We start from the raw sequence: 24580 nt of genomic DNA, 5'->3' as shown, positions 1-24580 counted from the left end.
GGGCGGCGAACCGCCCGGTCATGGATCAACCCTGACGTTTATCTTCCGTCTGGGTATCGAAGTCGCTTGCTGAATGACGCTCATGTAACTGCTCGTTCAGCTCGCCGTTGGTACGGTTAACAATGCGCCCGCGTCTAACAGCTGGACGATTCGCCACATCTTTTGCCCAGCGCTGCACGTTGGTGTACTTCCCGGCATCCAGGAACTCGGCGGCGTTATACACGCTGCCCAGCGCCACGCAGCCAAACCATGGCCAGACTGCCATATCCGCAATGGTATATTCCTCAGCCGCTACGTAACGACCGCGCGCCAGCTGTTTGTCCAGCACGTCGAACAGGCGTTTAGCTTCCATGGTGAAGCGATCGATAGCGTACTCAATCTTCACCGGTGCGTAGTTATAGAAGTGGCCAAAACCGCCGCCGAGGAACGGGGCCGCGCCCTGTAACCAGAACAGCCAGTTCAGGGTTTCCGTTCGTCCTGCCGGATCTTTTGGCAGGAAGTGACCAAATTTCTCGGCCAGGTAGAGCAGGATATTGCCGGATTCAAAGACGCGCGTCGGCGGGGTGGTGGAGTGGTCACGCAGGGCCGGGATCTTCGAGTTCGGGTTCACGTCGACAAAACCGCTGGAGAACTGATCGCCCTCACCAATGCGGATTAACCATGCGTCGTATTCCGCGCCCGTCACGCCCAGCGCCAGCAGCTCTTCCAGCATGATGGTAACTTTCTGTCCATTCGGCGTACCGAGAGAGTACAGCTGGAGCGGGTGCGCGCCCACAGGTAGCTCTTTCTCATGCGTCGCGCCCGAGACGGGACGGTTGATGTTGGCGAACGCGCCGCCGTTATTCTGTTTCCATTCCCACACTTTCGGTGGCTGATAGGTGTTATCTGACATGTTGGCCTGCCTTTTTGGTGTTGTGTTGAGGCAGTGTAGCAGGAGATGCAGGAACCGTTTAACGATGCGAGCGTAATGGGCAGGGCGGGTGTATGATAACGCCACCTCTGTCAGTTAATTACAACGTGCAGACGACGACAACCCCACAAAAAAATTGCCGCCTGCCTGTTTTAGGTTGGACACATGCGTAAAGGAACGTTAAGCAGTGACGCACCCTTCGGGACGTTATTAGGTTATGCGCCGGGTGGCGTGGCGATTTACTCTTCAAATTACGGCAGTCTCGATCCGCGTCATTACCCGGAAGACGCGGAATTCCGCAGCTATATCGGCAACGAATACATGGGCCATAAATGGCAGTGCGTTGAGTTTGCGCGCCGTTTCCTGTTTCTCAATCACGGGTTTGTTTTTACCGACGTCGGGATGGCGTGGGAGATCTTCTCCCTGCGTTTTTTGCGCCAGGTGGTAAATGACAATATTTTGCCGCTACAGGCCTTTGCTAATGGCTCAAAACGCGCGCCGCAGGCCGGTGCGCTGCTCATCTGGCAAAAGGGCGGTGAGTTTCATGAAACCGGCCACGTCGCCGTCATTACCCAGCTGCTGGATGACAGAGTGCGCATTGCCGAGCAGAACGTTATTCACTCTCCGCTGCCGATGGGGCAGCAGTGGACGCGCGAGCTTCGTCTGAGCGTGGAGGACGGTTGCTATACGCTTCATGACACGTTTAACGATACCGAGATCCTCGGGTGGATGATCCAGACGGAGGAGACGGAACACAGTATTCCTCAGCCGGAGATCGACGGTGAACTGCTGAAAATCAGCGGCGCGCGATTGAAGAACAACCGTCAGTTCGACGGAAAATGGCTCAATGAAAACGACGCCCTGCAACAGGCGTACGTTCGCGCCAACGGCCACGTTATCAACAACGATCCCTGCCAGTACTTTACCATTACCGAAAGCGCCGAGCAGGAGCTGATCAAAGCCACCAACGAACTGCATCTGATGTACCTTCATGCCACCGACAAGGTGCTGAAAGACGACAGCTTACTCGCGCTTTTCGACATCCCGAAAATTCTCTGGCCGCGTCTGCGTCTTTCATGGCAGTGGCGTCGTCACCATATGATCACCGGTCGTATGGATTTCTGCATGGATGAACGCGGCATCAAGGTTTACGAGTACAACGCGGATTCCGCCTCCTGCCATACCGAGGGCGGGCTCATTCTTGAAGAGTGGGTGAAAAACGGCTATCGCGGCACCGGCCACAATCCGGCGGAAGGGCTGCTGGAGGAGCTGACCGGCGCATGGAAGCACAGCCACGCGCGGCCGTTTGTCCATATCATGCAGGACAACGATATCGAAGAGGATTACCACGCGCTCTTTATTCAGCGCTCGCTGATCCAGGCCGGGTTTGAAACCAAAATCCTGCACGGACTGGGGGCGCTGAGCTGGGATGTCGCCGGGCAACTGATTGATGATGAAGGCCGTCACGTCAACTGCGTATGGAAAACCTGGGCGTGGGAAACGGCGATTGAGCAGATCCGCGAGGTGAGCGAAACCGAGTACGCCGCCGTGCCTATCCGCACCGGTCACCCGCAAGGTGAAGTGCGCCTGATTGATGTCCTGCTGCGCCCGGAAGTGCTGGTCTTTGAACCGCTGTGGACGGTGATCCCAGGTAATAAGGCGATTCTGCCGGTGCTGTGGCAGCTGTTCCCGAACCACCGTTACCTGCTGGATACCGATTTTGAGGTCAACGATCTGCTCAAACGGACCGGTTATGCCGTTAAACCGATCGCCGGACGCTGCGGGAGCAATATCGATCTGATCGGCGCCCAGGACGAACTGCTGGACCAGTCCAGCGGCAAGTTTGTCGACCGTAAAAACATCTACCAGCAGCTATGGTGCCTGCCGAAAGTTGACGGCAGATACATTCAGGTCTGCACTTTTACCGTGGGCGGGAACTATGGCGGAACCTGTCTGCGCGGGGATGACTCGCTGGTGGTGAAGAAAGAGAGCGATATTGAACCGCTGATTGTGGTGAAAGATAAATAACGTCTCCCTGTTATAAAAACGCCCCCGCAGGGCATGTTGCGGGGGCGTTTCATTACTGCTCTTCCTCTTCCTGCTGCTCGCTGATCTTCAAATCAATGATCCGGCCAATCTGGTCATGGTAAACCGTCAGCAGGTTGTACTGGCTCATCTCGGACATAATTTGCGGCGTGACGTTAAAACTTTGGGCAAGCTCGTCATGGCGCAACATTTCCGGATGACGCCGCCTCACATGCGCGCGGCGGCGATTGTACTGATACCACAGGATCAGCAGCCAGCCGTTGAACGCCGCAATCAGCAGATAGACCAGCACCGTATTAAAGGAGGCGATAATCACGCTCCAGCGGTGATCGCCCTCCTCGGTTAACTGCATCCACAGCCTGGCGTACAGAAAAAACAGGAATCCTCCCCAGGCTATCAGCGTTAATGCGGCATCGAAAAGACGCGGCGCCAGCCGATGTTCAGTCAAAATTAACGTATTCTCGTTCATTGGATGCTCCCTTTACCCCGGTCCGGACTGATCCAGCGCGCGCGGGCGCGTTTACGTTTAAGCATGACTTTCGGAAATGCCACGAGGGTGGTAAACAGGCCAATCATCCAGTACACCATCGGGAACCAGATTACCCAGAACAGCGAGCCTGCCACTTTCCGCTCGTAGCGCCGCTCGATATACAAACTGACGAGGAATTGCAGCAGGCACATCACGCCCAGCAGCAGCCCGGTAAACGCCGGGGGAAACAGGCTCGCAACGGCCAGGTTCGCGGGAAGAGGGATAATATGGCTGAGAATGAACAACACCACGGTCGCCCCATAGGCAAACGCCCACAGCGTTGATAGCGCGTACTCAAGAAACAGGGGCCACATGCGATGATGCTCCCAGCGGGCCATCTTGCGCAGGTTAACCAGAAACACCTCTGCCCCCCCCTGCGCCCAGCGCAGACGCTGTTTCCACAGCCCCTTTAGCGTCTCCGGCATCAGGATCCAGCACAGTGCCCGCGGCTCGAAAAAGATATCCCAGTGGCGAAGCTGAAGCTTCCAGCTTATGTCGATATCCTCTGTGATCATGTCCGGGCTCCAGTACCCGACATCCGCCAGCGCCTGTCGGCGAAAGGCGGCGATGACGCCGGAGACGGTAAAGACCCGGCCATAGATCCGCTGCGTTCGCTTGATAAGGCCAATAATGGAAGAAAACTCGCCCACCTGAATGCGGCCAATCAGCGTTGAGCGCGTGCGAATACGCGGATTCCCGGTGACGGCCCCAACGTGGGGATACTGAATCAGCGGTGCCACCAGATACGCCGCGGTGTCGCGGTCGAGCAGGGCGTCGCCGTCAATGCAGACCAGCAAATCGCCCCGGGCCGCCGCAGCGCCGGCCTTGAGCGCCACGGCTTTCCCCTGGTTCTCCGCGAGATTAATCACCCGCAGGCGCGGTTGCTCTCGCGCCAGCTGTTGCAGTACCTCCGCCGTGTTATCAGAAGAACCGTCATTGATGGCGATAACTTCCACATTCCAGTACCGCTGACCCAGCGCGGCGCTAATGGTCTCCCGTGCGTTGCGTTCCTCATTGAAGCAGGGAATAAGAATCGAGATTAACGGCTCACCGGCTAAGGCGGGGGCGGGTGTTGCGTTATCCCACGACCAGTGCCGTTCAAGCTGAAACCAGAAATAGAGGCCGCCGGTTACCCAGAGCACGGACATAAAAAGCGGCCAGAAAAAGACAAAGTCCAGAATCAGTTCGCCGGTAAACAGCGCGGCTACGCCTAACGGCAACCCGAATACCAGACACAAAATAGAGAAGGCGATAATGCGATCAGTCATTGTCAGGATACCAGTACGAAGAAAATTCAGGTCTGATACGTGAAATATCAGGTTGGTTGTTGAGGAAGTCGTCGGGGTAATAACCGTAATTTTTGATGCCGTTCAGCTGGAGCACCCGCATCCACTCCATCAGACGTTCATCGGCTACGGCACGCTGCGGTTTCTGTGCCCAGTCCCTGGCCTGTAGCTCAAAAATCGTTTTATTCAGCGCGCCGGGGCGTGCGGCGACGGCTTTGACTAAACGCGTCAGCCAGGCATTGCTCTCTTCTGCCGGGACGGACTCCATCAGCGGCATTGCCATCGGCACCGTCCAGTCGTAGGCCGCCAGAAAATCATCGAGATTTTGCGCAAACCATGCCTCGCTTTCCGGCTCGAGAATGGGCAACGCGAACATGTTCCGCGCGGTTTTGATCTGCGGGCCACGGATGTTTTTCACCGCCTGGCTCAGGGTGCGTGTAAAGCCGATAAGTCGCTGACTCTTCTGTCGGGTCGTGTCCTGTCCGGCATCGTCAACGTCCGTCAGCACCGCGTCGTCATGAAATAAGATGCCATTGAAGCTGGCATAGCGGGCCAGATCTTCATAGATCTCCGTCACCTGCTGGCGAACCTGCGGACTCCAGGGGGAGAGCCTGATATAGGGCTCGGCGGCCACGGTCAACTCTCCCGTTTGACGATCCCGGCGCTGCACGCGCGGCAAGGCTGGACTGAGATCGAAAGAGAGAACCGGCATCCACGCGAAGACTTTCACTCCCGCGCGGGTTTGTAGCTGCCAGGCGACAAAATTAAAGAGATCGGCCCGGACCGGGAGCCGACGGTTGGGGAAATAGAGCGCATCGATCCTGCCGTCGCCCCGCGGATCCGAAAACGCCTGGAGAAACACATGGCTGATTTTCATGTCGTAGACCCGCTGGACGAGTTTGTTGATGTTTTTCGTCTGCTGGGCCGGATCGGGATCGTAGACGTAATCGAGATCAACATGCATGACGCGCACCGGGTCAAACTCCTGAACGCGGCTAATCGTGTTGGCAAAGGTTTTTATCGACGGATTTCCGGCGATCAGCAGGCGCGGGATGTTGCCGAGGTCGCGCACGTTTCCCAGCCCGTCCTCCAGGGTAAAGGCCAACTGATAGCCCTGTTTCTGGGCGATAGCGAGCGACGTACCGTTGGCAGCCCCATAGGGCCACACCCAGGCACGCGGCGCTTTTCCCGTCACCTGGGTGATTTTATCGGTGACTCTCCGTACGTCTGCGGCGATCCGCTGGTTGAAGTGTTCATCGGTTTCGTAATGCCCCGTCGCGTTATCGAAAAAACGGTTGGCGATGGCGGGTTCACGGCTGCCCTGCGGGTTGGCCGGAATGCCGTAATGCGAGGCCCAGGTATGCGAGCCAATCTCAATCAGCGGGGACTGGCTGAGCTCGCGAACCATATCCCAGGTGGCAAAGCGATCGCGGGGCGTCATCAGACCGCCGAAGTTAACTTTTTGATTTGCCGGCGTATCCACCCAACTGCCCACCGGCGCCCACAGCGCAGGAACGTTCCAGGCCTGAAGCAGAGGCCAGACCCGGGTGTAAAAGCTGCTGTAGCCGTCGTCAAAGCTGAGCAAAACGGCTTTCGGCGGCAGCGCTTTTTTCCCTTCATGCGCATCCAGAATGTCCTGCACGCTGATGGCGTGATAGCCGTTGTGCAAAAGCCAGCTTATCTGCTCGTTTAACGCGCTGGTGCGAACGGAGAGGTAGCGCTGATCGGCGGCATCATCTTCAACGTCGTGGTAGGCCAGGACCAGAAACTGATTCTCCGGCCAGGGTTTGCTGGCCTCCAGCTGCGGCCTCTTTTCAGGGGCCATAAAGGAGAGCGGCTGCGCGCAGAGGCTCGCGCTGAGGCAGAGCCAGCCGATGACGATCAGGCTTACAGAAAAACGTGTGTTCAGCATATTCATCCTTAAAAGCGTAAAGTCGCATCTAACGTGACGGAGAGATTGCTCTCGCGTTTGCCGTCGTAAGGGCGCTTATCCCAGTTCAGCATCACGCCAGTATCGACAACGTTGTTCCACTGGATGCGTTGCCCGTAACCCAGCAGGGTAACGGCACCCGCGGACTGATTTTTCTGCCAGTAGCTGCCCCCTCCTGCCACGAACTGCTGGCTCCAGAGGGTGTCGTAGTGGCGGTACATCTCATGGTCAACGGACAGGGCAGCCGTCACGGACAGATCCCGTGCCGGGTTGTAATAGAGCGTATTCCGCAGACTGTTTTTACTGGCGGCGATCCCCGGTTCGAGATCCAGCGTCAGGGTCGGGGTCTGCCAGAGACGCTCTTTCCCAGAGAGGGTGTATTCCTGACGGCGGTTGTGGTCTGAGAAGCGGCTGACGGCGGCGTTGAACTGGTATTCACGTCGCTCGTTTTGATACCAGCGCACCCCACCTTCACCCCGGTTGGCGCTGATCCCATTGCGTAATGCCCGTAAGGGTGTGGCGCGTGACAAGCGTTCGAGGTTACCGCTGACCTGCCAGTTATCACTCAGGCTGTAGGTTGTTGAGAGCCGTGCGCCCGGCCTGTTTGTACCGTGATAGCGGTTGCTGGAGAGCTCGGCTTCGAGCGTGAGGTCACGGGGGCGCCACTCAACGCCGCCCAGCAGGTGGCTGCTGATGCCTTTACCTTCGTCGAAATTCCCCTGGGCATAGCGGGCGCCGGCAAACAGCCGCCAGTTATCCGCCACGGGCGGGCCATAGAGCGTGGCGTCCCAGTTCATGTCGTGGCTACCGCTGACGGGGTTATCTGAGTGCAATCCTTTACCCGCGTTCAGACGCAGCTCAGACATATGGTGGACCGCTCTGAGTCTGTCCAGGCGACGGGCGCTGCGATCGGCGGGGGCGCGAGCAATTACGTCATCAGCCAGTAAATCCATCTGGCGCCACTCCTGAAGGTCCATTGCGACGTAAGCCTGCTGTTTTTCAAGCTCCAGATTCGCGGGTTCAAGCGCCTCTGCTCGTTTAAGCTTTTGCTCGGCCGCGCGCGGCAGGCCTCTGGCCTGAAGCAGGGCGGCATAATCAATCTGTAACCCCTGATTTCCCGGCGCCGTTGATGCCAGACGATACGACAGCTTTTCGGCCCCCGGCAGGGCGTTGGTCGCCAGCAAATAGTTAAGTTTGAGAGACTGTCCGGTGAGCCACCGATCGTTCGGCTGAGCGGTCGGGGATCCGAAATCGTAGCGGGTCCAGGGAACTCTGCGGGTCTCGCGCTCAACGTAGCGGCGGGCGGTCTGATACTGCCCCGTATCCAGCCAGGCGTAGAAAAGCGCATGCTCCTCATCCTGCGGATCGGAGGCGTAGTGTGGATAGCGTTGCACAAGCGAGAAGGCGGCGACGGTGTTTTTCTCCTGCAAATATGCCGAGATCACCCAGCCGATGGCCCAGTCCGGTACCGGATGCTGTGCGGCCGTCAGCGACTCATATTCGCTAATGACCTGCCGGTAATTACCCTGCGCATACAGGGCGCCAAGCCGATCGATACGTGCAAGGACGACGTCTTCAGCCGCCTGCGGTTCGTTTTGCCAGCGGGAAAGCAGGGCGTGATAGCGATCTAACGCGTTTTGTGCCAGCCGCAGGCGCTCTTTCTCCGTTCTGCCAGGCACATCCGCCAGGCGTACCCTTTCAGCCGCGGCGTTACGCTCAAGGCGGCGGCGCTCCGCGGGAGACATCGCCGCGCTTTGCGACAGCCAGAGTGCAGGCGTGCTTACCCGGTTTTCCGTTAACGCATCGATCGTCTCGCGAAGAAGGGCATTATTCCCGGGAGCGGCGTTCAGCGCGCGCATGTCCGCCAGCAGCCGGTCCCCGTTTTTTCCCTGGCGCATCCAGACATAGGAGAGCGTCTCAAGGTGCGCGGGAGAAGGATCGTCCTTAACCAGCTGCCGGGCTTCCGAAAGCGCGAGGCGATCTCTGCGGGCATCGGCCAGGGTCTTAACATAGCCGATGCGGTAATCGTCGTTATCTGGCGCAAGGCTGAGCGCCTCTTTCCACAGCGATAAGGCGGATGGCCAGGCTTTTTGGTTTCTTCTGGACTGGGCGACAGCAGCGATGGCGCGAGCGGGCAGCGGCATATAAATACCATAACGCTGCCAGACCCGGATAACCTCATCATCGCGTCCTGCCCAGGAGGCTACCTGTAACCAGTCCGCAACCTGTCCGGGTGTTAAAGCATGCTGTTGCTCATAGCGCTGTAGGTAATCAAGAAACAGAGCGTAATTACCGTTACGTGCCTGTTGTATCTGATGCTCATAAACGGATTCATCAGCCTGAACCAGAACAGGAAAGAGTAAAAGCAGGAGCAATAATATTGTGGTGCGATAAAAGAATAACGTAGTGAAGCTAAGCGATCTTTCCATATCTATTTGCCATTTGTTTATCGTGAATCCATTGCATAACACGGCCGCCTTTTAACTCTGTGTTAAAGGGCATAAAGGAGAACATTAAATCTGAATGATGCTACGTTATGGGGTACTTACTTAAAGGTAATTATGAGCCCTCATCTCAGTGGTCTGATTGGGCTTAATGTACACCCGATATGTTGGGGGATAAATAAGTTGAAAAGCGGCTGGGAGGTTTTGAGATAATTCTGGAAGAAGTAAGTTTTTTAGATAATTCAGTGCAGGATTGTTCTTTTTAACTGATTGATATTAAATGTTTTTTCTTTTACTGCTTCCTGTTTTTTTATATTAGAAATGAAGTTCTGCTGAGTTAATTAAAGTACTTTCTGGTGCATGTTTGGGAAGTTTCATGACAAAAATTCTTAATGTTCAGAGAAGTGACTTTTCTGAAATTCTTTTTTATTTATAATTAACGCCAGGCATTGAGTGATAGTCTACAAAAAGTCTAGCTCACCAATGTCATATTGAGGGATGATCAAAGCCAGAAAACATTTGCCGTTAATGTAAAACGCTATAAACGAAAGCGTTCTTGTTTCTTAAGAGGCGGGCTTGCTTTAATCTAAAAGGGATGGTTAGTGGCGACTTCAATAGTGTTAGTGACTCAGGATTGTTTCCTTGTCAGGGGGATGCGGCTATTTTTCCCGGATATAATTTGCCTCAGTTCGATAGACAGAAACATATTTGATACCGACGCAAATGAATATACTGTACTGATTGATAGCCGTACGCCGCTCCGTTTATATGATTACCTGATACGCCATCCGGCCAGAACGAGAAAAACGATCTGCTGCGTTATGCTGGATATGCGTCCTCGAGAGGAGGATCTTCTCAGTATGAAGCTGTTTATGAACACGTCGCTTACGGCTCCGGATATGGCGTCGTTATTCAATCTGGTGCTTGATATGAAAGGCAGGCGTCTGACAACCAAATGGCTGCTTAACTTACGGCTGAGTCGACACGAAGCGATAATGATCAGGTTGCTGAAGGCAGGGAGGTCAATGGAAGAGATTGCAGATAAGCTGAATATGTCGGTTAAAAGCCTCTATCGCAAGCGAACGGTGCTGTCGGAGCGGTTAGGAGCAGGTAACTTCAACGAGGCGTGTTTGTTTATCTTTAAAAACAAACTGCTGGACGTGGTTGGGAACGATCCCTAGCTTCGTCAGAAGCCAAAAGCAGAAACCCGCCACGAGGGCGGGTTCTTTTAATGGAAATAATTCAGAACGACCAGCGCAGATTGGCGTTAACAGAGTTGACGCGGGTATCCGCACCATATTGTCCCTGGTAACCCACATCCAGCGTCGCAGCACGCGACAGCTGTACGCTCACGCCGATATCACCGACCATCACATCCTCATCCACGGCCTGTCCCTGAGTAATGAACGCGTCGCTGCCCGCAAACGCCATGCGCGAAGAGGTATTCTTATCGCCATAGGCGTGCTGCCAGCCCAACGAACCGTAGAGGTTAACGTGCTTCGGCAACTCGGTCACACCGCGCAACCCGAGTGTCGTATAGAAGGTGTTCATCGTTTCGTTACGGACGCTCAGCGCAGCGGCACCGCCGTCTTCCCTGAAGCTGTCGGTATGCAGCCGGATGTACGATAAATTGACGAACGGCTCAATATTCCTGTCTGGCTGGCCGAAACGGTAGCCCGCTTCGGTGAACGCCAGCAGGGAGTTCGCGTCGTAATCTGACTTCAGCCGATCCGAGAAGCCGCTGAAATCAACATTGCGCTCGCCTTCGATCTTGTGCCAGGTGTAACCCAGCGCGCCGCGAAGGGAGAACGCATCCTGTTGACCCGCCGCATACAGACCAAGGTGATAGTTGTCGGTATCCGTTGAGGAGCGACGGCTGTCGACGTCATAATCACCCCGGCTGTAGCCGAAGTAGCCGCCGACACGCACGTTATGGTCCGCCAGTTTGCGATCTGCCCCCAGCAGGAAGCCGGTGGTGTTGCCGTCCAGCTTGCCCACGTTACCGTCGCCGCTGTTTCGGCTCCAGGAGCTGAAGGTCTGGCCCCAGACGCCATTGTTTTGCGGCTCCGGCTGCTGCACCAGCGACATGGCTAACGGTGGTATCGGCAGGCTGTCGTTATCAAACGCGCGCTGCATCCGCTGGTTTAACACGTTAAACACCTGCGTGCTGCCAGCGATCAGGTTGGACTGCATTGACGGATAAACTTCACCAGAAAGCTGGTTGAACGCCTCGCGCGCTTCCGGTGCGCTTAGCAGAAGCAGCGAGTTATACAGCGCCAGCGACGGGCCGCTTTGCGTCAGCGTGGAGAGCGCGCCAGCGGTATTCCACTGGTTGCTGCTTTGGGCCACGGTCTGGAAAATGCCCGGCTTGCCGCTGCCCGGGTTTTCACCGCCAGGATTCTCACCGCCCGGGTTTTCACCTCCGGGGTTTTCACCGCCAGGATTTTCGCCACCGGGGTTTTCGCCTCCGGGGTTTTCACCGCCAGGATTCTCACCGCCAGGGTTTTCGCCTCCGGGGTTTTCACCTCCAGGATTCTCGCCACTGGTCTCTTTCTGCGCGATGGTCAGATCGACGGCGTTGGTGCTTTGCTTAAGCGCCACGTCGAGGAATGCGGATTTGGAGATCGCTCCGGCGAACTCACCGTCGATTCCCCCGTCGGAGGTCAAAATGTGGTAGCTTTGGCCCGTTTTATAGCTGGTTTGCGGATCCAGCGCGGTGACCTGTACCTTAGCCTGATTGCTGATGGTGGTTTTGCCCGATACCAGTAGCTGGTCGCTGCGGCCATCTCCTGCGATATCGACGTCATAGAAGGATTCGCCGATAAAGTTCAGATAGCGTTTCAGCGTCAACGTACCGATATTGCCGTCGCCGGGCGAGATATGTCCGCCGGACAGGATCTCGGTCTGGCCCAGCGTCCCGTTGCCGCCCAGCGTGCCGCCGGACTTGATTGACGCGGCGCTGCTGTAACCCACCCCGTTGCTGACGTCTGAACCCGCCGTCGCATTGAGGATCAGCGTGCCGCCGTTCTCCGCGCTAAGGGTCTGGACGTCAAAGATATCGTCTTCTGGCTGGGTATTAATATTGCTGGCAATGATGACTTTACCGCCCCGCGCGGTTACGTTCGCCTTGAGTGCGGAAAGATCGCCGTTCAGCGTCGTCTGCCCGGAGGTGTTGATCACATCACCTTCACCGCTCATCGTGTTGCCGAAGAGGTAATTTCCGTCGGTATGGTTGAAGTAGACATAGCTGCCGAACAGTCCGCCACGCAGGCTGATTGCCGTCTTCGCATCGAGGGTACCTGCGCCGCCCGCCGTGCCTGGCGTTGGCTCAGTTAAACCCGTGCCGGTGTCCATATTGCCGCGGCTGCCGATAATGAGCGCACCCCGGTTCGAGCCGGAACCCGATGTCCCCACGATCAGCGCATTGCTGCCTGCGGAAAATGAACCGCCGTCAATCACAGACAGCACGCCATTGCCATAATCGCCCACGTTCACGCTGCTGCCGCTGGTAAAGCGCGAGTCCTTGCCCGCAATAACCAGTTCGGCGGTTTTCCCTGCGCCGGAGACGCCCGCCACCTGCACGCCGCCAACGTTAACCACCCCGCCGTTCAGCACGTCCAGGTCGCCATAAAGCGTCAACGTACGGCCAACGTTCCACTGTGACCCGCTCCCCATGACGGTGGCTTTCGGGCTCAGCGTGTCGGTTTCACCCGGTCCGGTACCGTTGCCGATGCGTGCATCGTAAGCGGTATTGAGCGCAGCGCCGTCTTCAATCGCAAGCGTAGAGCGTGCGCCCAGATCGGTGCCTACGCTAAGAAAATTACTGGTCACACGAGAACCGGCACCCGTGGCGATTAGGTGGCTGTCGTAGCCGCGGGTGGTGCCGACAACGATCTCCTTCGCGCTCGCAAGCGCGCCCTCTTCGACTCGCAGGGTGCCGAGGCCAAGATTCAGGTCGCCGCGCAGGACGTACCGATCGTTCACCGCGTTAAGCTCAGCGTCTGGCCCACGGACCGTGACCACGCTTTCATAAATTTGGCCGTCGAACAGCCGACCGATATTGATGTTATAGGCGGTGATTTTGCCATTATCGATCAGCAGGTTTCCGCGTTGGTTACGTCCAACATAAACATCTCCGGTGTAACCCAGCGTTTCGGTAATACGCGACTCGCCATCAAAAAAGGCATCGGCTGCACGCGCGACATCGGCAGGTAAAAAAAGTAACAGCGGCGCGGAAAATAGAGCGAGGTAAAGTCTGGAAAGCGGTGTCTTAACCGCTAAAGAATGTGATGTAGAGTTATTCACGGGCTATCTCCGTACTCATTAGCATGATGTCAGGAACATCGTTTTTATATGAAAACTCAGATACGTCAGATAACGTAAAAGGCGTTATTTCAGTACGCCTTTTAATGCGGTGCTAATTATTTATGTGTGACAACTGGTGTACAGGTTGGCGCGCTCAGCGTCGGTGCAGATCCTAAAATTCCCGGCATCATCATCGATGAACAATCGAAAATACGCCCTTTTTCTGTCGTGGCGCGATAAGAGAGTTTTTGTCCTCCCAGTGCGTCCGGCTGGGCGCCATTAACGTTGGATACAGTTATTTCATCCGATGAGCCCAGTCCCAGCATTTTAGCGGTCTCCGCCTGTAGGAGTGGAATAGCCTGATCGGTTTTCAACGTGGAACAACCGGCTAGCATCAACGTAACGGTTAAAACGATTAGTGGTTTTTTCATAAATTATCCTTGATATCCAACCAGTTAATTTCACTGATTGTATTTATGTTTTCTTTTACCCAAATCAGCGAATAATATATTTCTCTTTCCTAATCGAAAAAACCCTCCTAAAGTAGGGTGGGTAGATAATAATTCATCTGTACTCTAAGATATGCGAAGGTAAAAGGAGGCTCCTTTGGGACAGAATTATGCGTTAGTCGTTGATGACCATCCATTGGTAGCAAGCGGCATCGCCAATTTTCTGATTACACATTGCCAGTTTAAACAGGCGTGTGTGGTGACGAATGAGGATGATTGCTACCGCCAAATTAGGGATCATGGCCCGCCACGTTTGCTGGTAATCGATTTTTGGCTCTCTTCCGGAACGGCCCTGAAATTACTCAAAGAAGTAAAGCAACTTTACCCACAGGTACGACTCCTGGTGGTCAGCGGGGATGACAATAATGATATCTGGGGCAAAGTTAATGCCGCCGGGGGACACGGTTTTGTATTGAAAAGCGAGCCACCTGAGATGTTCTCTCGGGCCGTTTTCGCACTCACTGATAATCAAACCTGGTTTCCTGAGGGAAACGAAATTTCCGTTAAGACGAATAATGAGAAGTTAAGTAAATTTAACTTAACGCCGCGACAAATAGACGTGTTAAATATGATTATGCGCGGCCTGCCAAATAAACGCATCGCCGCCCAGCTTTCAATTTCTGAGCCCACGGTCAAAGAACACATCAGCAATATATTGAAAAAGATAGGCGTTAACAGCCGGGTCGAAGCCATCACACTTCTGCATGGCAAACAGGAACCGTCGGAATGAGGTTTTTTCAGAGCTCACAAAATGATGGTATCTCTGCTCCGGCGCAGATCCGTTTGCTAAACAACACCTTTCTGCGGCTGGTATTTAGCTTTAGCGCGGTGCCCTTTGTTGGTATTCCTTTCGCCATCTGGATTTATATGCTTGGGGACGAACTCGGCCCAACGATTATCTGGATAATTATTTATCTGCTATGTGCCGTGGCGATACGAATATTGCACCGACGCTATCAGCGTGAAGCGAAAGAAAACGGTGAAAGGGACGTTCTGCGACGCTGGCTTCCGCGTATTAATAATATTGCCTTTATTCACGGGCTGGGAATTTCATCTCTCTATTTAATTACGCCACAGACGCAGAATTTTGACTTTTTCCTGTTACTTAATATCAGCATTGCCGCCATCGTCGCCGCCAATGCGACGCATCTGACGCCTGTCATCAGTACCTTTACGCGTTTTTTCTTCGCCTCCTGGGGGGTGCTGAACCTCGGTATTATCTGGCGGCTGGATGAGTTGATGTTCATCGTGCTCATGCTGAATCTGCTTTACGGCTTCGCGATTTACCGCCATGCGTTAACTTCCCATGCGTTCTTTATTCAGCAAGCGCTGCTTGAGGAAAAAAGCTCACGCCTTGCGGAACAGTTTCGTCAGGCCAAAGAGGACGCGGAGCAGGCACTGCTGGATAAAAATCAGTTTCTGACCACCGCCAGCCACGATCTGCGCCAGCCCGTACACGCAATGGGCTTTCTGATCGAAGCCATCCTCCACCGAAACCGGGACGACAGCCTGACGCCGCAACTCCTTGACCTTCAGCAGAGCGTTCGCTCGGTGCATTTAATGCTCAATTCTCTGCTCGATCTGAGCAAAATAGAATCCGGGAATGTCCTCTCTGCCCCGACCAAAGTGGATATCGGTGCTCTGCTCGACTCGGTCATCACGCTGTTTCGTGAAGAGGCCAACAGCCGCGCGCTTAGGCTGTGCATCCGGCGGCCTAAACGCCGTATCGACGTGATGGGCGATCCGCTGCTGGTGCGACAGTCCCTGATTAACCTGATTCAAAACGCCCTTCGCTACACGCTCCAGGGCGGGGTGTTGGTCGCCATCCGACCGCGCGGTGACGAGTGTATGGTGGAGGTGTGGGACACGGGAGTCGGTATCGCCGATGAAGAGAAGGGCAAAATCTTCTCACCTTACTACCGCCCCGAGCTGGCATGGAAGATCGACAGCGCCGGGCACGGGCTGGGACTGGCCGTCGTTGCCCGTTGTGCCAAGCTGATGAAGGTGAAATACGGAATGCAATCCATTGAAGGGAAAGGCTCCCGCTTCTGGATGCGCTTTACCCAATATGCTGGCGAAGATAGCGTGCTGGACACCCCGCCCGCCGCTGATAACACCGCCACGCCGGTACGCTATGCGCCGCTGCACGGTTCCTGCCTGGTCGTTGATGACGACCCGCTGGTGACGTCTGCCTGGGAGAGCCTGATGAGCGTCTGGGGAATCGACGTACGCTGTGCGGCCTCGGCTGAAGAAGCGTTTGCCATAATCGACGACGGCTTTACGCCGTTCGCCGTGCTGTGCGACCAGCGCCTGCGATCCGGCGAAAGCGGCTTCGATATCCTGAAGGCGCTTTTTGACCGTCTGCCGGATATGAGCGGCGCGATAGTCAGCGGCGAATTTAATTCACCGGTTCTGCTGGAGGCGGAGCAGGAGGGGTACCTGGTGCTGCGCAAGCCTCTTGAGCCGGCTAAACTGCATGCGCTGCTGACGCAGTGGTCAGGGTGTCGTGGATAGGGGAATAGATAATAGCAGCATTGCGCTTCACTGTAGGGCCAGATAGTACGCGGTGTCCTGCTGTGATGCCAATGTGTCGGTATGGTTGAGCCGCTGAGGGAGGATTTCGCGGGCCTGATTAATGATTTCATCGTGCATGATTCAGCCTCCTGTGGTGATCTGCATGTTGCTTCTACCGGGCAGGGCGGGAGATGTTGGAAACGGCCCCGAAGGAGTCATTAGAGTTGCTACCAGCGAAGTTCCGCAGTGGGCAATAATGTCAGTTTTCGAGCGTATACTCTAAGATATCTTCAACTCGTTGATATATATAAATTTGACGAATATCGTCAGGTAGCGATTTATCCGCCAAATTAAGTTAAACTTCGTCACAGGTTTCAGTGAGTTATGGGACGGATAACAGAATGACCAGCGAAGAGGCACTTTTAAAATCAGGTTTTAGCAAACGAGATCTTCAAAAGTTAAAAAACAATATTGAAAATTACGGTGGTTCGTTTGATAGCGTAACTCATGATCTGGCCAATCGTTTTAAGGCTATGAAGTGGATAACTATTATTGCCTTCATCATACTGGCTTTAACTCTTTTACTTGCATCCAAGGATACAAGCCTGACACTTGCGCTCACATTATTGATTGTACTACCTTTCATCTGGTATATAACGCCAGCAAAACTTGGCTACAAATCCTGGCGTTATCGTAAAATGCTGACTAATTCTGGGACGGGTCGCTGACGGACAACAGATCAAAAATAATCTTAGCTTTCACGCCATAACCCGCTATTTTCATTGTAAGCTGCGGGCGGCTCAGTGTGCTCACCTTTCGGTAATAGTCAGCAGGGAGATAACGAAACAGTCGCCAGATACCAGGTCGCCGTAACAAGCCAAAAATGGTGTACGCATTAGCGGCCAGTGAAATTGATTTGTAGACACCTAACCCATTCTCACGACTAAAGCCCATAAACTCAGCTGTAGACATCGCGGCATTCGCGACCAGCCCTTCACTGGTAGTGTTTTAGTTGCGTAGCGAGCCACTTCTTTACTGATGCTGTTTGTCCCGTCAGTAACCAGAATCGCACCAGCAAGAACCCCGAGAGGGGTCATAGTGCCTATGAGGGTAAATCCTGCGGCTATTTCAGCACCGGCCAGGACAACACTAACAGCCGAGATCACATACCCAACAATTTTGTTATTCTCTCGGATAAACTCGACTTTAGCGTAAAGCTTCGCTGCCTTCGTTCTTAATAAACGCGCTTGTTCCAGCAGGTTACTGTTTTCTTCTCTGAGAATTTTAACGCATTCCATGCATTCTTCATCTGATTTAGCCCGACGAGCTAACGTAAACTGATGTTCTATGAGGTCCCGAATTTCCTGAACAAACTTCATTCGAGTCAAACTATCGCTGAGATGAAAAGCCGACAGAGTGTTGGCTGTATTTACCAATTTCCTGGCTTCCATATTCACCATAGTTTCCGCCCAGGCTTTATTTCTTCCATCTGAACGCATCATGTTAAGTAATGCTGCATCCATTGTAGTTCCTCTCAATTGCTTTACCGGCCTCTGCTTAGACTGATAAATGCCCCCATGACAGCCATGCGTGCCAACGCACACACAATATAGTAGCAATGTGGTTACGGTGTCTGAAGTAGAAGTCGCTTTTTACAGCTTCGTTCCTCGGCCTACTTTACTGCGGTTAGCCAGGGCCTGTTCCAGCAGTGTACGGAACGCCGAAAGGTCACTTTTCAGGATGTCCCGGATGGATTTACCACCGATGAATCTAATAAAACAGTTAGCCGATGGGGGGTAATCACGGATACGTGATGCCGCTCTGTCGGGCTCTGTCCAATTGATATGTGCATTTGTAATGCTCAAATAGATCGGTGAAGGTCAGGTTTTTCTGCTTCTGTGTGGCGGTAAAGGCGGTAAACAACGCCAGTTGTACCACCGGGAAGCGGGGCCGGAGGAGAGATAAGGGCGGTAACTACTGTTCAAACAACGAGTTGCTGACTCAGAAAGCAAAAACCCCCGCCGAAGCGAGGGTTATAAATAAGTGGTGCCGGACTCGGAATCGAACATTTATACAATCCTATGTTTTATCGAATAAAAATAAGTGTGTGGTGTTTTTTACCAACGTGCATTTACCAACAAATCATAGGTGTTGTCAATTTAAATCAATAAGTTACGCTATTATTCGTTAGTAGACATCAGTAAACATCGGTTTTTAGATAGTGTAAACATCGTGTTGTCAAATAAAAAAGCACTTTTTGCTAAAAATGATAACTAATTGTTTTTAATTGGTTTATTATGTTTTTCCTCTATTCCCTTCCAAAAAGCCATGAAAATCCCAAAAATAAGTATTGATCGTCATAAGCGATATTCGAATAATACACTCCATCAAAACAACAATGGAGAAATATATGAAAGAAAAAACAAAACTGATCCGCATTTCTGAAGTAATCGATCGCACAGGATTTTGCAGGGCTTGGATTTATCGACTGATTAAAAATAATAGCTTCCCATCGCCCGTAAAAACAGGTGAAAGGTCTATCGCATTCATTGAAAGTGAAGTTGATCAGTGGATTGATGAAAAGATTTTTTATTCACGTAATCAGGCTGCGTAAAAACACTCTCACTTACTATTTGTTATCTTGAATATGATTACACTATTTATAGTGTAAAACGTCTAAAATCGCATACAGAGCGTTTTAAGGCTATATATGGAAAATATTAAATACTTCGAGTAAAGGCCGGATAAAATCCAGCCTTTTTTATTTTCTTTTATCTAATTGATCATGGTGTTTAAAATATTTTTCATTCTATATTGACAGGTAATATATAGAGATCTATAAAGAATAAAGATACAAAAAAAGCCAGATATTAAATCTGACTTTTTAAGGACTAAAAAAGTTTTCGCTGACTTTTTTAAGTCTTGTAATCAGTTATACGAGAACGTGATTACAAATATAAATAAAGTATTATCTAATCAACTTATATTTGTCAAATCTAAATCCCAACTTTTTACAAGTCTTTTAAATACCATTTCCAGAATTCTTTTTAATCCTCAAAAGCAATAACGTTAAAACCTGTTGTATCAGGTATAAGAATACGAAGGTCCCTCAAGTGATGGTGAATCTTATAGTTATTGCGACAACGGTTAACCGGGAGCGATGTTGTCAGCCTGAATCGCCTTACCTAAAATTTATAAAGCGTTATAGCTTCTTTAGTAAAACGAGAAGTGCTTGAAAGATCATGGTATGGTTTGCGCGGGTCGCGGGGGGGAGTATCAGATTGGAAACAGTCTGAATACTTTTTGAGTAATCAAAGCGCAATGAGCATTCTTTTTCCTTTCTCCATCTTCTTTAGCGATTTCCATTTTTCGCGCGGGGGGAGGGGGGGGAATGCTCCAAGAAAAACTAAGTTTTCCTAACGGAAAACTACTACGACTGAAAGTCGCCATCTAAAACCCCAGAACCTAAACTGATAAAATTCTAGTACTACTAGTACAAAAAAAATAAAAGTAAAACTAGTGCAAAAATAAAATAAAAAACTAGATCGAGAAAATATAAAATAGTAATGTGCCATTTCATGAGGCACCAATAAAAAAGAGTAAAACTAGATCAAAAAATATTAAAATATTTCCCGCGCCAGATATCCCACTACAGAGCTTTGTCCGCTGTTCTCTCTTCAAGATCCGAATCCTAAACAGACAATATCGGTATAAAAGATCGATAACTAAATATTGATAGCTTTTGTCAATCAAATCTTATCGGATCGATCGGTGTTTAATTGGTATAAACGATCGATAGTTTATTTGTGATAGTTTGTAGCTATCATGGTGTGATTTTCGATCGGTACAAACGATATGACGAACCATCAAAATAATTGAATTCTATGACGTTTACAGGCCAAGCGGTGGCCTGTGTCTTACCAATGAAGGAAAAGGTATGCGTAAACTTATGATGGTGGCAGGTCTCGCTGTCCTGCTTTCGGGTTGTGGCGATGATGGGATTTATGGCAACTACGTTAATCAACAATACGGTGTCAGACTTGATATTCAGAAAGATGTAATCAAGTTCAGAAATGGCGTTTTTACTGTTAAAAGCTGGGATGAAAGCCAGAAGCCAATATATATCGCTAAAACGCAAAACAAAGATCTCGACTCTTGGACTTTTAAAATAGAAAAAGTCAAAGGCGGTGTCGTCTATCAAGGCGCGATTTTTAAAAAGGAATAGGGAATGGAAAAAAATATTATTCAGTGTCCTTTTTGTCATAAAGAGAGCCAAAGAGGAGTTCAGGTATGCACAGGATGTCAGGCGTCCGTGCTATATGGAACATTTCCCGGCTGGTATGCCGCAGTGATCATTCTGTTGGCTTTTGGTCTATCATTTATAATCGGAATGTCCACAGGTATGGCAGGAGCTACTATTAGCTTACCGCTAATATTTGCTGTTGGGTATGTTATAGGCAAGGCTATATTTTCTGACAATATTATATTTAGAAGAAGAATGTAAAACTTTCCTGTCTTCCAAGGTGATGGCTCGCAGTGCGAACCATCACCTATCTAAAGTTTATTATTATCGTGTGTCATCAAATAATATATCGGAACCCACTGACATAAAAGCTGTCAGCGGGACCCCGCGATATATTACTTGACGATTTGACTCCGCTGCAAATTTACGCACAAGCTATCTATTACGCACAGCTACCAGAAAGACAATATATTATTTACTCTATCTTTTATTTGCATTTTATTTGTCGTGCAGTGTATTTATTTATGTAGCCGCTATTGACAAGTATTTTAGATCGGTTATTTATTTAAATATAGGTTGAGTTCGGCTTTGTTTTTTTGCTTTTCGGAAACTGAGGCAAGGTGTAATCCCGTAGCCGGTATTATACCCAATCCTTCGGATTGCCCCCACGCGCTACGCTTGGAGGGTTGTTAAAAGATCTACCCTTCCGCCTGCACCCTATCAAGGGTTGGCGGTAAACCATACAGTTTTACATTGGATATTATAACTATACAGGAGCATTTAATATGCATGAAGATTTTGAAAGTAGGTTGGCTGTATATACAGATAAAGATTACTTATTAGAAAGTAATGCTTTTAATTTAAATGATGAACAATATAAAAAAGCATTAAAGATGTATTTTGATTTAAGACATATTTACCATGATGATGATCAAAAAGCCATTGGTGCATTAACTAGTATTTTATATCAAAGATGCTTTTTTTACATACAAGCAAACGCAGAGTTAGATGTTAATAGAGATAGTCTTTTTAATGTATATACTGATTATTTTGTAGAGCAAGGAATAATCAAGAGGATATATGATTTTATATGTGATAACGATACTGATGAACAATATGCTGAACTTAATTTTATTTATTCTCATTTGTTCAATAAAGACGGAGGAGAAATATTATGATGATTGTATCGGTGGGAATGATGCTTCTTTGTATAATGCTTGGTGGCTTTATGATTAGAAGTTGTATGGGAAAAACAAACTCTTCAAGCGAAGCAAAACAAGCAATATCAGATGTTAGAAAAATGATAGATAAAAAAGCACTGATTAAATATAAAAGGAATAATAGAACATGAATGTAGAAAACTTAATGAATAGTATGACTATAGAATATAAGCTCGAAATACTTGCAAGGTTTTTTTATTACATAGAACAAGATAAAAATATACCTTTCTGTGAAATAAATAGTGATGAGCTGGATTTATGTTATTTTGTGGCAAATAGATACATTACAGAAAATAAAGCTGATGAACTTATTGAAGCATTAATTATTGAAAATGACAACGACTACATAAGAGCAACAGATGATTACATTATTATGAGGAATAAAGAATGCCAACAACAGACAGAAAACGAGGGCGTATAAATTTAAGTGCTGACGAACGCCGAGATATATCGATACAGTTCAGAGTAAACAAAGAAGAGTTCGAATATTTAAAATCATTGGTTGAAGCATCCGGCCTTGAAAGAGGCCATTATATCAGAAGAGAAATATTAAAATCTGAACCGGTGATAAAAAGAAAAATGCCGGAAGTAAATCAGAAGACTTATATACAACTGTCAGCCATAGGCAATAATATAAACCAAGCAACAAAGAAACTAAATGGTAATGAGTGTTTTGATAAAAATGAAGTTGATAAACTTATATTTAATATAAAGCAAGTTAGCAGAAGGATATTAGAAATAAACAAGGATCTAAATTATGAAGGGATACGTAGCTAAATCAGGTAAATCATTTAAAAACAGAGTTAAGTATATATTAAAAGATGATCATGATTTCATTTGTGGCAATATGGCAAGTGATTATAATAATGTTAGTGATTTAACTGATGAGTTTAAAACTGTAAGCAGTTTTAGGCAAGATATAAAAAAACCAGTGTTTCATGCGTTTTTATCTCTTCCAAAAGATGAAAAATTAACAGATGAAAAATGGCAGGAGATAGCAAAAGACTATTTGAAAGAAATGAATATCGATATAGAAAAACATCAATATATTTGTGTGCGTCATAAAGATACAGATCAAGACCACATCCATATAGTAGCTAATCGAGTTGGTTTAGATGGTTCTGTATGGCACGGTCAGCACTCAGCGTTTAATACAATAGCAGCTTGTGAATGTTTAGAAATAAAGCACGATTTAACCATTACAAAAGGCTTGCAGGGGCAAAAATCAGACATATCAGCTCCTACGAAAAACGAGATTGAGCAGGCGTTAAGGAAAGGTGAGAAACCAGCGCGTATAGTGCTTCAGAACGCGCTACAAGCGGCTATGTTGGGTAAACCAGACCTGCAGACTTTTATAGACAGAATACAGGCCGTAGGCATTGAACCGAGGTTCAATGTTGCCAGCACTGGCAACGTGGCGGGGGTTTCATTCAGTGTGAATGATATAGCATTTAAGGGATCTTCATTAGGTAAAAAATTTAGCTGGAACACTATTAAAGGTAAGGTGAAATATGACAAAAATAGAGATGATGAACTCATTAGGAGCTTCTCAGCAAGAAAAGATGATGAACCAAATAGTATTGGACGATCACCTATTGAACCAAATATCAATGACGGTAGAGCCTCTGACCGAATCAATGATGATCCTTTCGGAGTCAGTAAGCACAGCACTAAATCAGACACAGCAGACATTAACAAGAGTGAACAACTCATTAGAAGCAACAACAATCGCTTTAAACTCAGCGAGAAATATAATAGACCAACAAGCCATAAAGTTAGAAGAACAACACAAAAAGCTGCACAAATACTCAACAGAGTTAAAAAACAATACAATAAAGAATCAATCAAAACTTATAATAAAAGTGGCTTCAATCATGGGAGTTCTAAATTTAGCGGCGGTTCTATTGGTAGGATACTTGATCATGCAGAAACAGCAAACGCAGCCACCCATTCATTTAGACTCAAAGGCCGTAGCAGTTTCAATAGTAGAGCAACTAAGATCGAAGAGATAAGAGATAGACTCGGAATAAAAAAACCAGTTATTCAGCCAAAGAATAAAGAAAAAGTGATTGAAAAAGAAATAAAGAAAAAACCTTTAGGATTAAGCATGAATGAAAATAGATTTAAATCTAAGTTAAAAGAAGTACTTAAAAAAGAAAAACCAAAAAATGAAACAACACCGCCACAGCATGAAGACGATCAGCGTTTAAAACCTCTTGGTTTTAAACCGCGATAAAAGAGGCTTAAAGCCTCTTTTATATTAAGCGCTACTTTATTACCAGATCTTATAATAAGTATTTTGCGGTTTGGAAGTTTCACCCATTACTTTTACGTTTGTCATGTAATCAGCAGTTTTAGCCCAATCTCTGGCTCTTTCCTTAACTTTGCTTTCGTCTATTCTAAAAAATTTCTCATCGACACTTTCTACAATTTTACAGCGCTCAGTAATTTCGAACCATGCCATTTTTTCGATGTTGATATCTTTTGGACAATTATAAATTACATAACCGTGGTAGCTCTGGCTCTTAAACCAGTTTACTACAATATTGGATCCCCATATGAGTAAAATCAATAGTATTATACAAAGTAGTATATTTATGAGGTATGTCGTAGACTTTGGCATTATATCGCTTCTCATCTTTAA

21 protein-coding genes and 1 pseudogene are annotated in these 24580 nt (G+C 49.4%); 13 read left to right on the top strand and 9 right to left on the bottom strand.

The window, feature by feature from the left end; translation table 11 throughout:
* Positions 1 to 25: 25 nt before the first annotated feature.
* Positions 26 to 892, bottom strand: coding sequence for a glutathione-dependent disulfide-bond oxidoreductase (yghU, locus tag ACQG1Y_RS19640; RefSeq protein WP_426736984.1), 867 nt, complete (start codon positions 890 to 892; stop codon positions 26 to 28).
* Between the two features lie 183 nt (positions 893 to 1075).
* On the opposite strand from yghU, the gene gss reads away from it, so the two are divergent.
* Positions 1076 to 2938, top strand: coding sequence for a bifunctional glutathionylspermidine amidase/synthase (gss, locus tag ACQG1Y_RS19635; RefSeq protein WP_047738268.1), 1863 nt, complete (start codon positions 1076 to 1078; stop codon positions 2936 to 2938).
* 52 nt (positions 2939 to 2990) lie between these two features.
* Here the strand turns inward: gss and pgaD are convergent, their stop codons facing one another.
* The 4 genes from pgaD to pgaA are packed head-to-tail and all read right to left on the bottom strand — an operon-like array spanning position 2991 to position 9130.
* Complete coding sequence (gene pgaD, locus ACQG1Y_RS19630; RefSeq protein ID WP_015571861.1) at positions 2991 to 3425, bottom strand: poly-beta-1,6-N-acetyl-D-glucosamine biosynthesis protein PgaD; 435 nt, start codon at positions 3423 to 3425, stop codon at positions 2991 to 2993.
* Positions 3422 to 4753 carry a poly-beta-1,6-N-acetyl-D-glucosamine synthase gene (gene pgaC / locus ACQG1Y_RS19625; protein WP_015571860.1) on the bottom strand — a complete coding sequence of 444 codons (1332 nt, stop codon included), beginning with the start codon at positions 4751 to 4753 and terminating at the stop codon, positions 3422 to 3424. The genes pgaD and pgaC overlap by 4 nt, the downstream gene beginning before the upstream one ends.
* Positions 4746 to 6683: a poly-beta-1,6-N-acetyl-D-glucosamine N-deacetylase PgaB gene (gene pgaB / locus ACQG1Y_RS19620; protein WP_333073925.1), complete on the bottom strand. Its 1938-nt coding sequence runs from the start codon at positions 6681 to 6683 to the stop codon at positions 4746 to 4748. The genes pgaC and pgaB overlap by 8 nt, the downstream gene beginning before the upstream one ends.
* Before the next feature lie 8 nt (positions 6684 to 6691).
* Complete coding sequence (gene pgaA, locus ACQG1Y_RS19615; RefSeq protein WP_368740882.1) at positions 6692 to 9130, bottom strand: poly-beta-1,6 N-acetyl-D-glucosamine export porin PgaA; 2439 nt, start codon at positions 9128 to 9130, stop codon at positions 6692 to 6694.
* Positions 9131 to 9798: 668 nt separating this feature from the next.
* On the opposite strand from pgaA, the gene ACQG1Y_RS19610 reads away from it, so the two are divergent.
* A complete protein-coding gene (locus tag ACQG1Y_RS19610; protein WP_045324834.1) occupies positions 9799 to 10326 on the top strand; it encodes a helix-turn-helix transcriptional regulator in 528 nt (175 codons plus the stop codon).
* Between the two features lie 61 nt (positions 10327 to 10387).
* Here ACQG1Y_RS19610 and ACQG1Y_RS19605 read toward each other — a convergent pair whose 3' ends face one another.
* Together ACQG1Y_RS19605 and ACQG1Y_RS19600 are read right to left on the bottom strand one after the other, a co-directional pair.
* On the bottom strand, positions 10388 to 13450 hold the full coding sequence (locus tag ACQG1Y_RS19605) for an autotransporter outer membrane beta-barrel domain-containing protein (RefSeq protein WP_368740883.1): 3063 nt from the start codon (positions 13448 to 13450) through the stop codon (positions 10388 to 10390).
* Between the two features lie 116 nt (positions 13451 to 13566).
* Entirely contained in the window at positions 13567 to 13881 is a 315-nt protein-coding gene (locus ACQG1Y_RS19600) for a lipoprotein (RefSeq protein WP_017382737.1), read from the bottom strand.
* Between the two features lie 175 nt (positions 13882 to 14056).
* On the opposite strand from ACQG1Y_RS19600, the gene ACQG1Y_RS19595 reads away from it, so the two are divergent.
* The 3 genes from ACQG1Y_RS19595 to ACQG1Y_RS19585 all read left to right on the top strand — a co-directional run bounded on the left by ACQG1Y_RS19595 (position 14057) and on the right by ACQG1Y_RS19585 (position 17201).
* Positions 14057 to 14689, top strand: a complete 633-nt coding sequence (locus tag ACQG1Y_RS19595; RefSeq protein ID WP_368740884.1) for a LuxR C-terminal-related transcriptional regulator — start codon at positions 14057 to 14059, stop codon at positions 14687 to 14689.
* Positions 14686 to 16473: a hybrid sensor histidine kinase/response regulator gene (locus ACQG1Y_RS19590; protein WP_368740885.1), complete on the top strand. Its 1788-nt coding sequence runs from the start codon at positions 14686 to 14688 to the stop codon at positions 16471 to 16473. Before ACQG1Y_RS19595 ends, ACQG1Y_RS19590 begins: the two co-directional genes overlap by 4 nt.
* Positions 16474 to 16874: 401 nt before the next feature.
* Positions 16875 to 17201, top strand: a complete 327-nt coding sequence (locus ACQG1Y_RS19585; protein ID WP_023298582.1) for a hypothetical protein — start codon at positions 16875 to 16877, stop codon at positions 17199 to 17201.
* Here the strand turns inward: ACQG1Y_RS19585 and ACQG1Y_RS19580 are convergent.
* A pseudogene (locus ACQG1Y_RS19580) lies at positions 17179 to 17996 on the bottom strand (DUF4225 domain-containing protein). The gene ACQG1Y_RS19585 and the pseudogene ACQG1Y_RS19580 sit on opposite strands and share 23 nt — an antisense overlap.
* A gap of 887 nt (positions 17997 to 18883) precedes the next feature.
* On the opposite strand from ACQG1Y_RS19580, the gene ACQG1Y_RS19575 reads away from it, so the two are divergent.
* The 8 genes from ACQG1Y_RS19575 to ACQG1Y_RS19540 all read left to right on the top strand — a co-directional run bounded on the left by ACQG1Y_RS19575 (position 18884) and on the right by ACQG1Y_RS19540 (position 24172).
* Positions 18884 to 19087 (top strand): helix-turn-helix transcriptional regulator, encoded by a 204-nt coding sequence (locus tag ACQG1Y_RS19575; RefSeq protein WP_035339627.1) that lies wholly within the window; start codon positions 18884 to 18886, stop codon positions 19085 to 19087.
* 1323 nt (positions 19088 to 20410) lie between these two features.
* The gene (locus ACQG1Y_RS19570) at positions 20411 to 20698 is read left to right on the top strand and encodes a hypothetical protein (protein ID WP_191686536.1); all 288 of its coding nucleotides are present in this window, start codon (positions 20411 to 20413) and stop codon (positions 20696 to 20698) included.
* 3 nt (positions 20699 to 20701) lie between these two features.
* On the top strand, positions 20702 to 20977 hold the full coding sequence (locus ACQG1Y_RS19565) for a hypothetical protein (RefSeq protein WP_352475148.1): 276 nt from the start codon (positions 20702 to 20704) through the stop codon (positions 20975 to 20977).
* A 524-nt stretch (positions 20978 to 21501) separates the two neighbouring features.
* Positions 21502 to 21894, top strand: coding sequence for a hypothetical protein (locus ACQG1Y_RS19560; RefSeq protein WP_368740886.1), 393 nt, complete (start codon positions 21502 to 21504; stop codon positions 21892 to 21894).
* Positions 21891 to 22067, top strand: a complete 177-nt coding sequence (locus tag ACQG1Y_RS19555; protein ID WP_368740887.1) for a hypothetical protein — start codon at positions 21891 to 21893, stop codon at positions 22065 to 22067. The genes ACQG1Y_RS19560 and ACQG1Y_RS19555 overlap by 4 nt, the downstream gene beginning before the upstream one ends.
* Positions 22064 to 22357, top strand: coding sequence for a hypothetical protein (locus ACQG1Y_RS19550; protein WP_352475150.1), 294 nt, complete (start codon positions 22064 to 22066; stop codon positions 22355 to 22357). The genes ACQG1Y_RS19555 and ACQG1Y_RS19550 overlap by 4 nt, the downstream gene beginning before the upstream one ends.
* Positions 22324 to 22713 carry a plasmid mobilization protein gene (locus ACQG1Y_RS19545; RefSeq protein ID WP_352475151.1) on the top strand — a complete coding sequence of 130 codons (390 nt, stop codon included), beginning with the start codon at positions 22324 to 22326 and terminating at the stop codon, positions 22711 to 22713. The genes ACQG1Y_RS19550 and ACQG1Y_RS19545 overlap by 34 nt, the downstream gene beginning before the upstream one ends.
* Complete coding sequence (locus ACQG1Y_RS19540) at positions 22694 to 24172, top strand: relaxase/mobilization nuclease domain-containing protein (RefSeq protein ID WP_368740888.1); 1479 nt, start codon at positions 22694 to 22696, stop codon at positions 24170 to 24172. Before ACQG1Y_RS19545 ends, ACQG1Y_RS19540 begins: the two co-directional genes overlap by 20 nt.
* 39 nt (positions 24173 to 24211) lie before the next feature.
* Here the strand turns inward: ACQG1Y_RS19540 and ACQG1Y_RS19535 are convergent, their stop codons facing one another.
* Complete coding sequence (locus ACQG1Y_RS19535) at positions 24212 to 24559, bottom strand: hypothetical protein (RefSeq protein ID WP_058587584.1); 348 nt, start codon at positions 24557 to 24559, stop codon at positions 24212 to 24214.
* Positions 24560 to 24580 lie beyond the last annotated feature (21 nt).

It is taken from the genome of Enterobacter cloacae complex sp. 397G4 (genome assembly GCF_050031515.1).
GTDB lineage: Bacteria > Pseudomonadota > Gammaproteobacteria > Enterobacterales > Enterobacteriaceae > Enterobacter > Enterobacter hormaechei_C.
The sequence above is the reverse complement of the archived record's forward strand: the minus strand, read 5'-3'. Positions and strand labels throughout refer to the sequence as shown.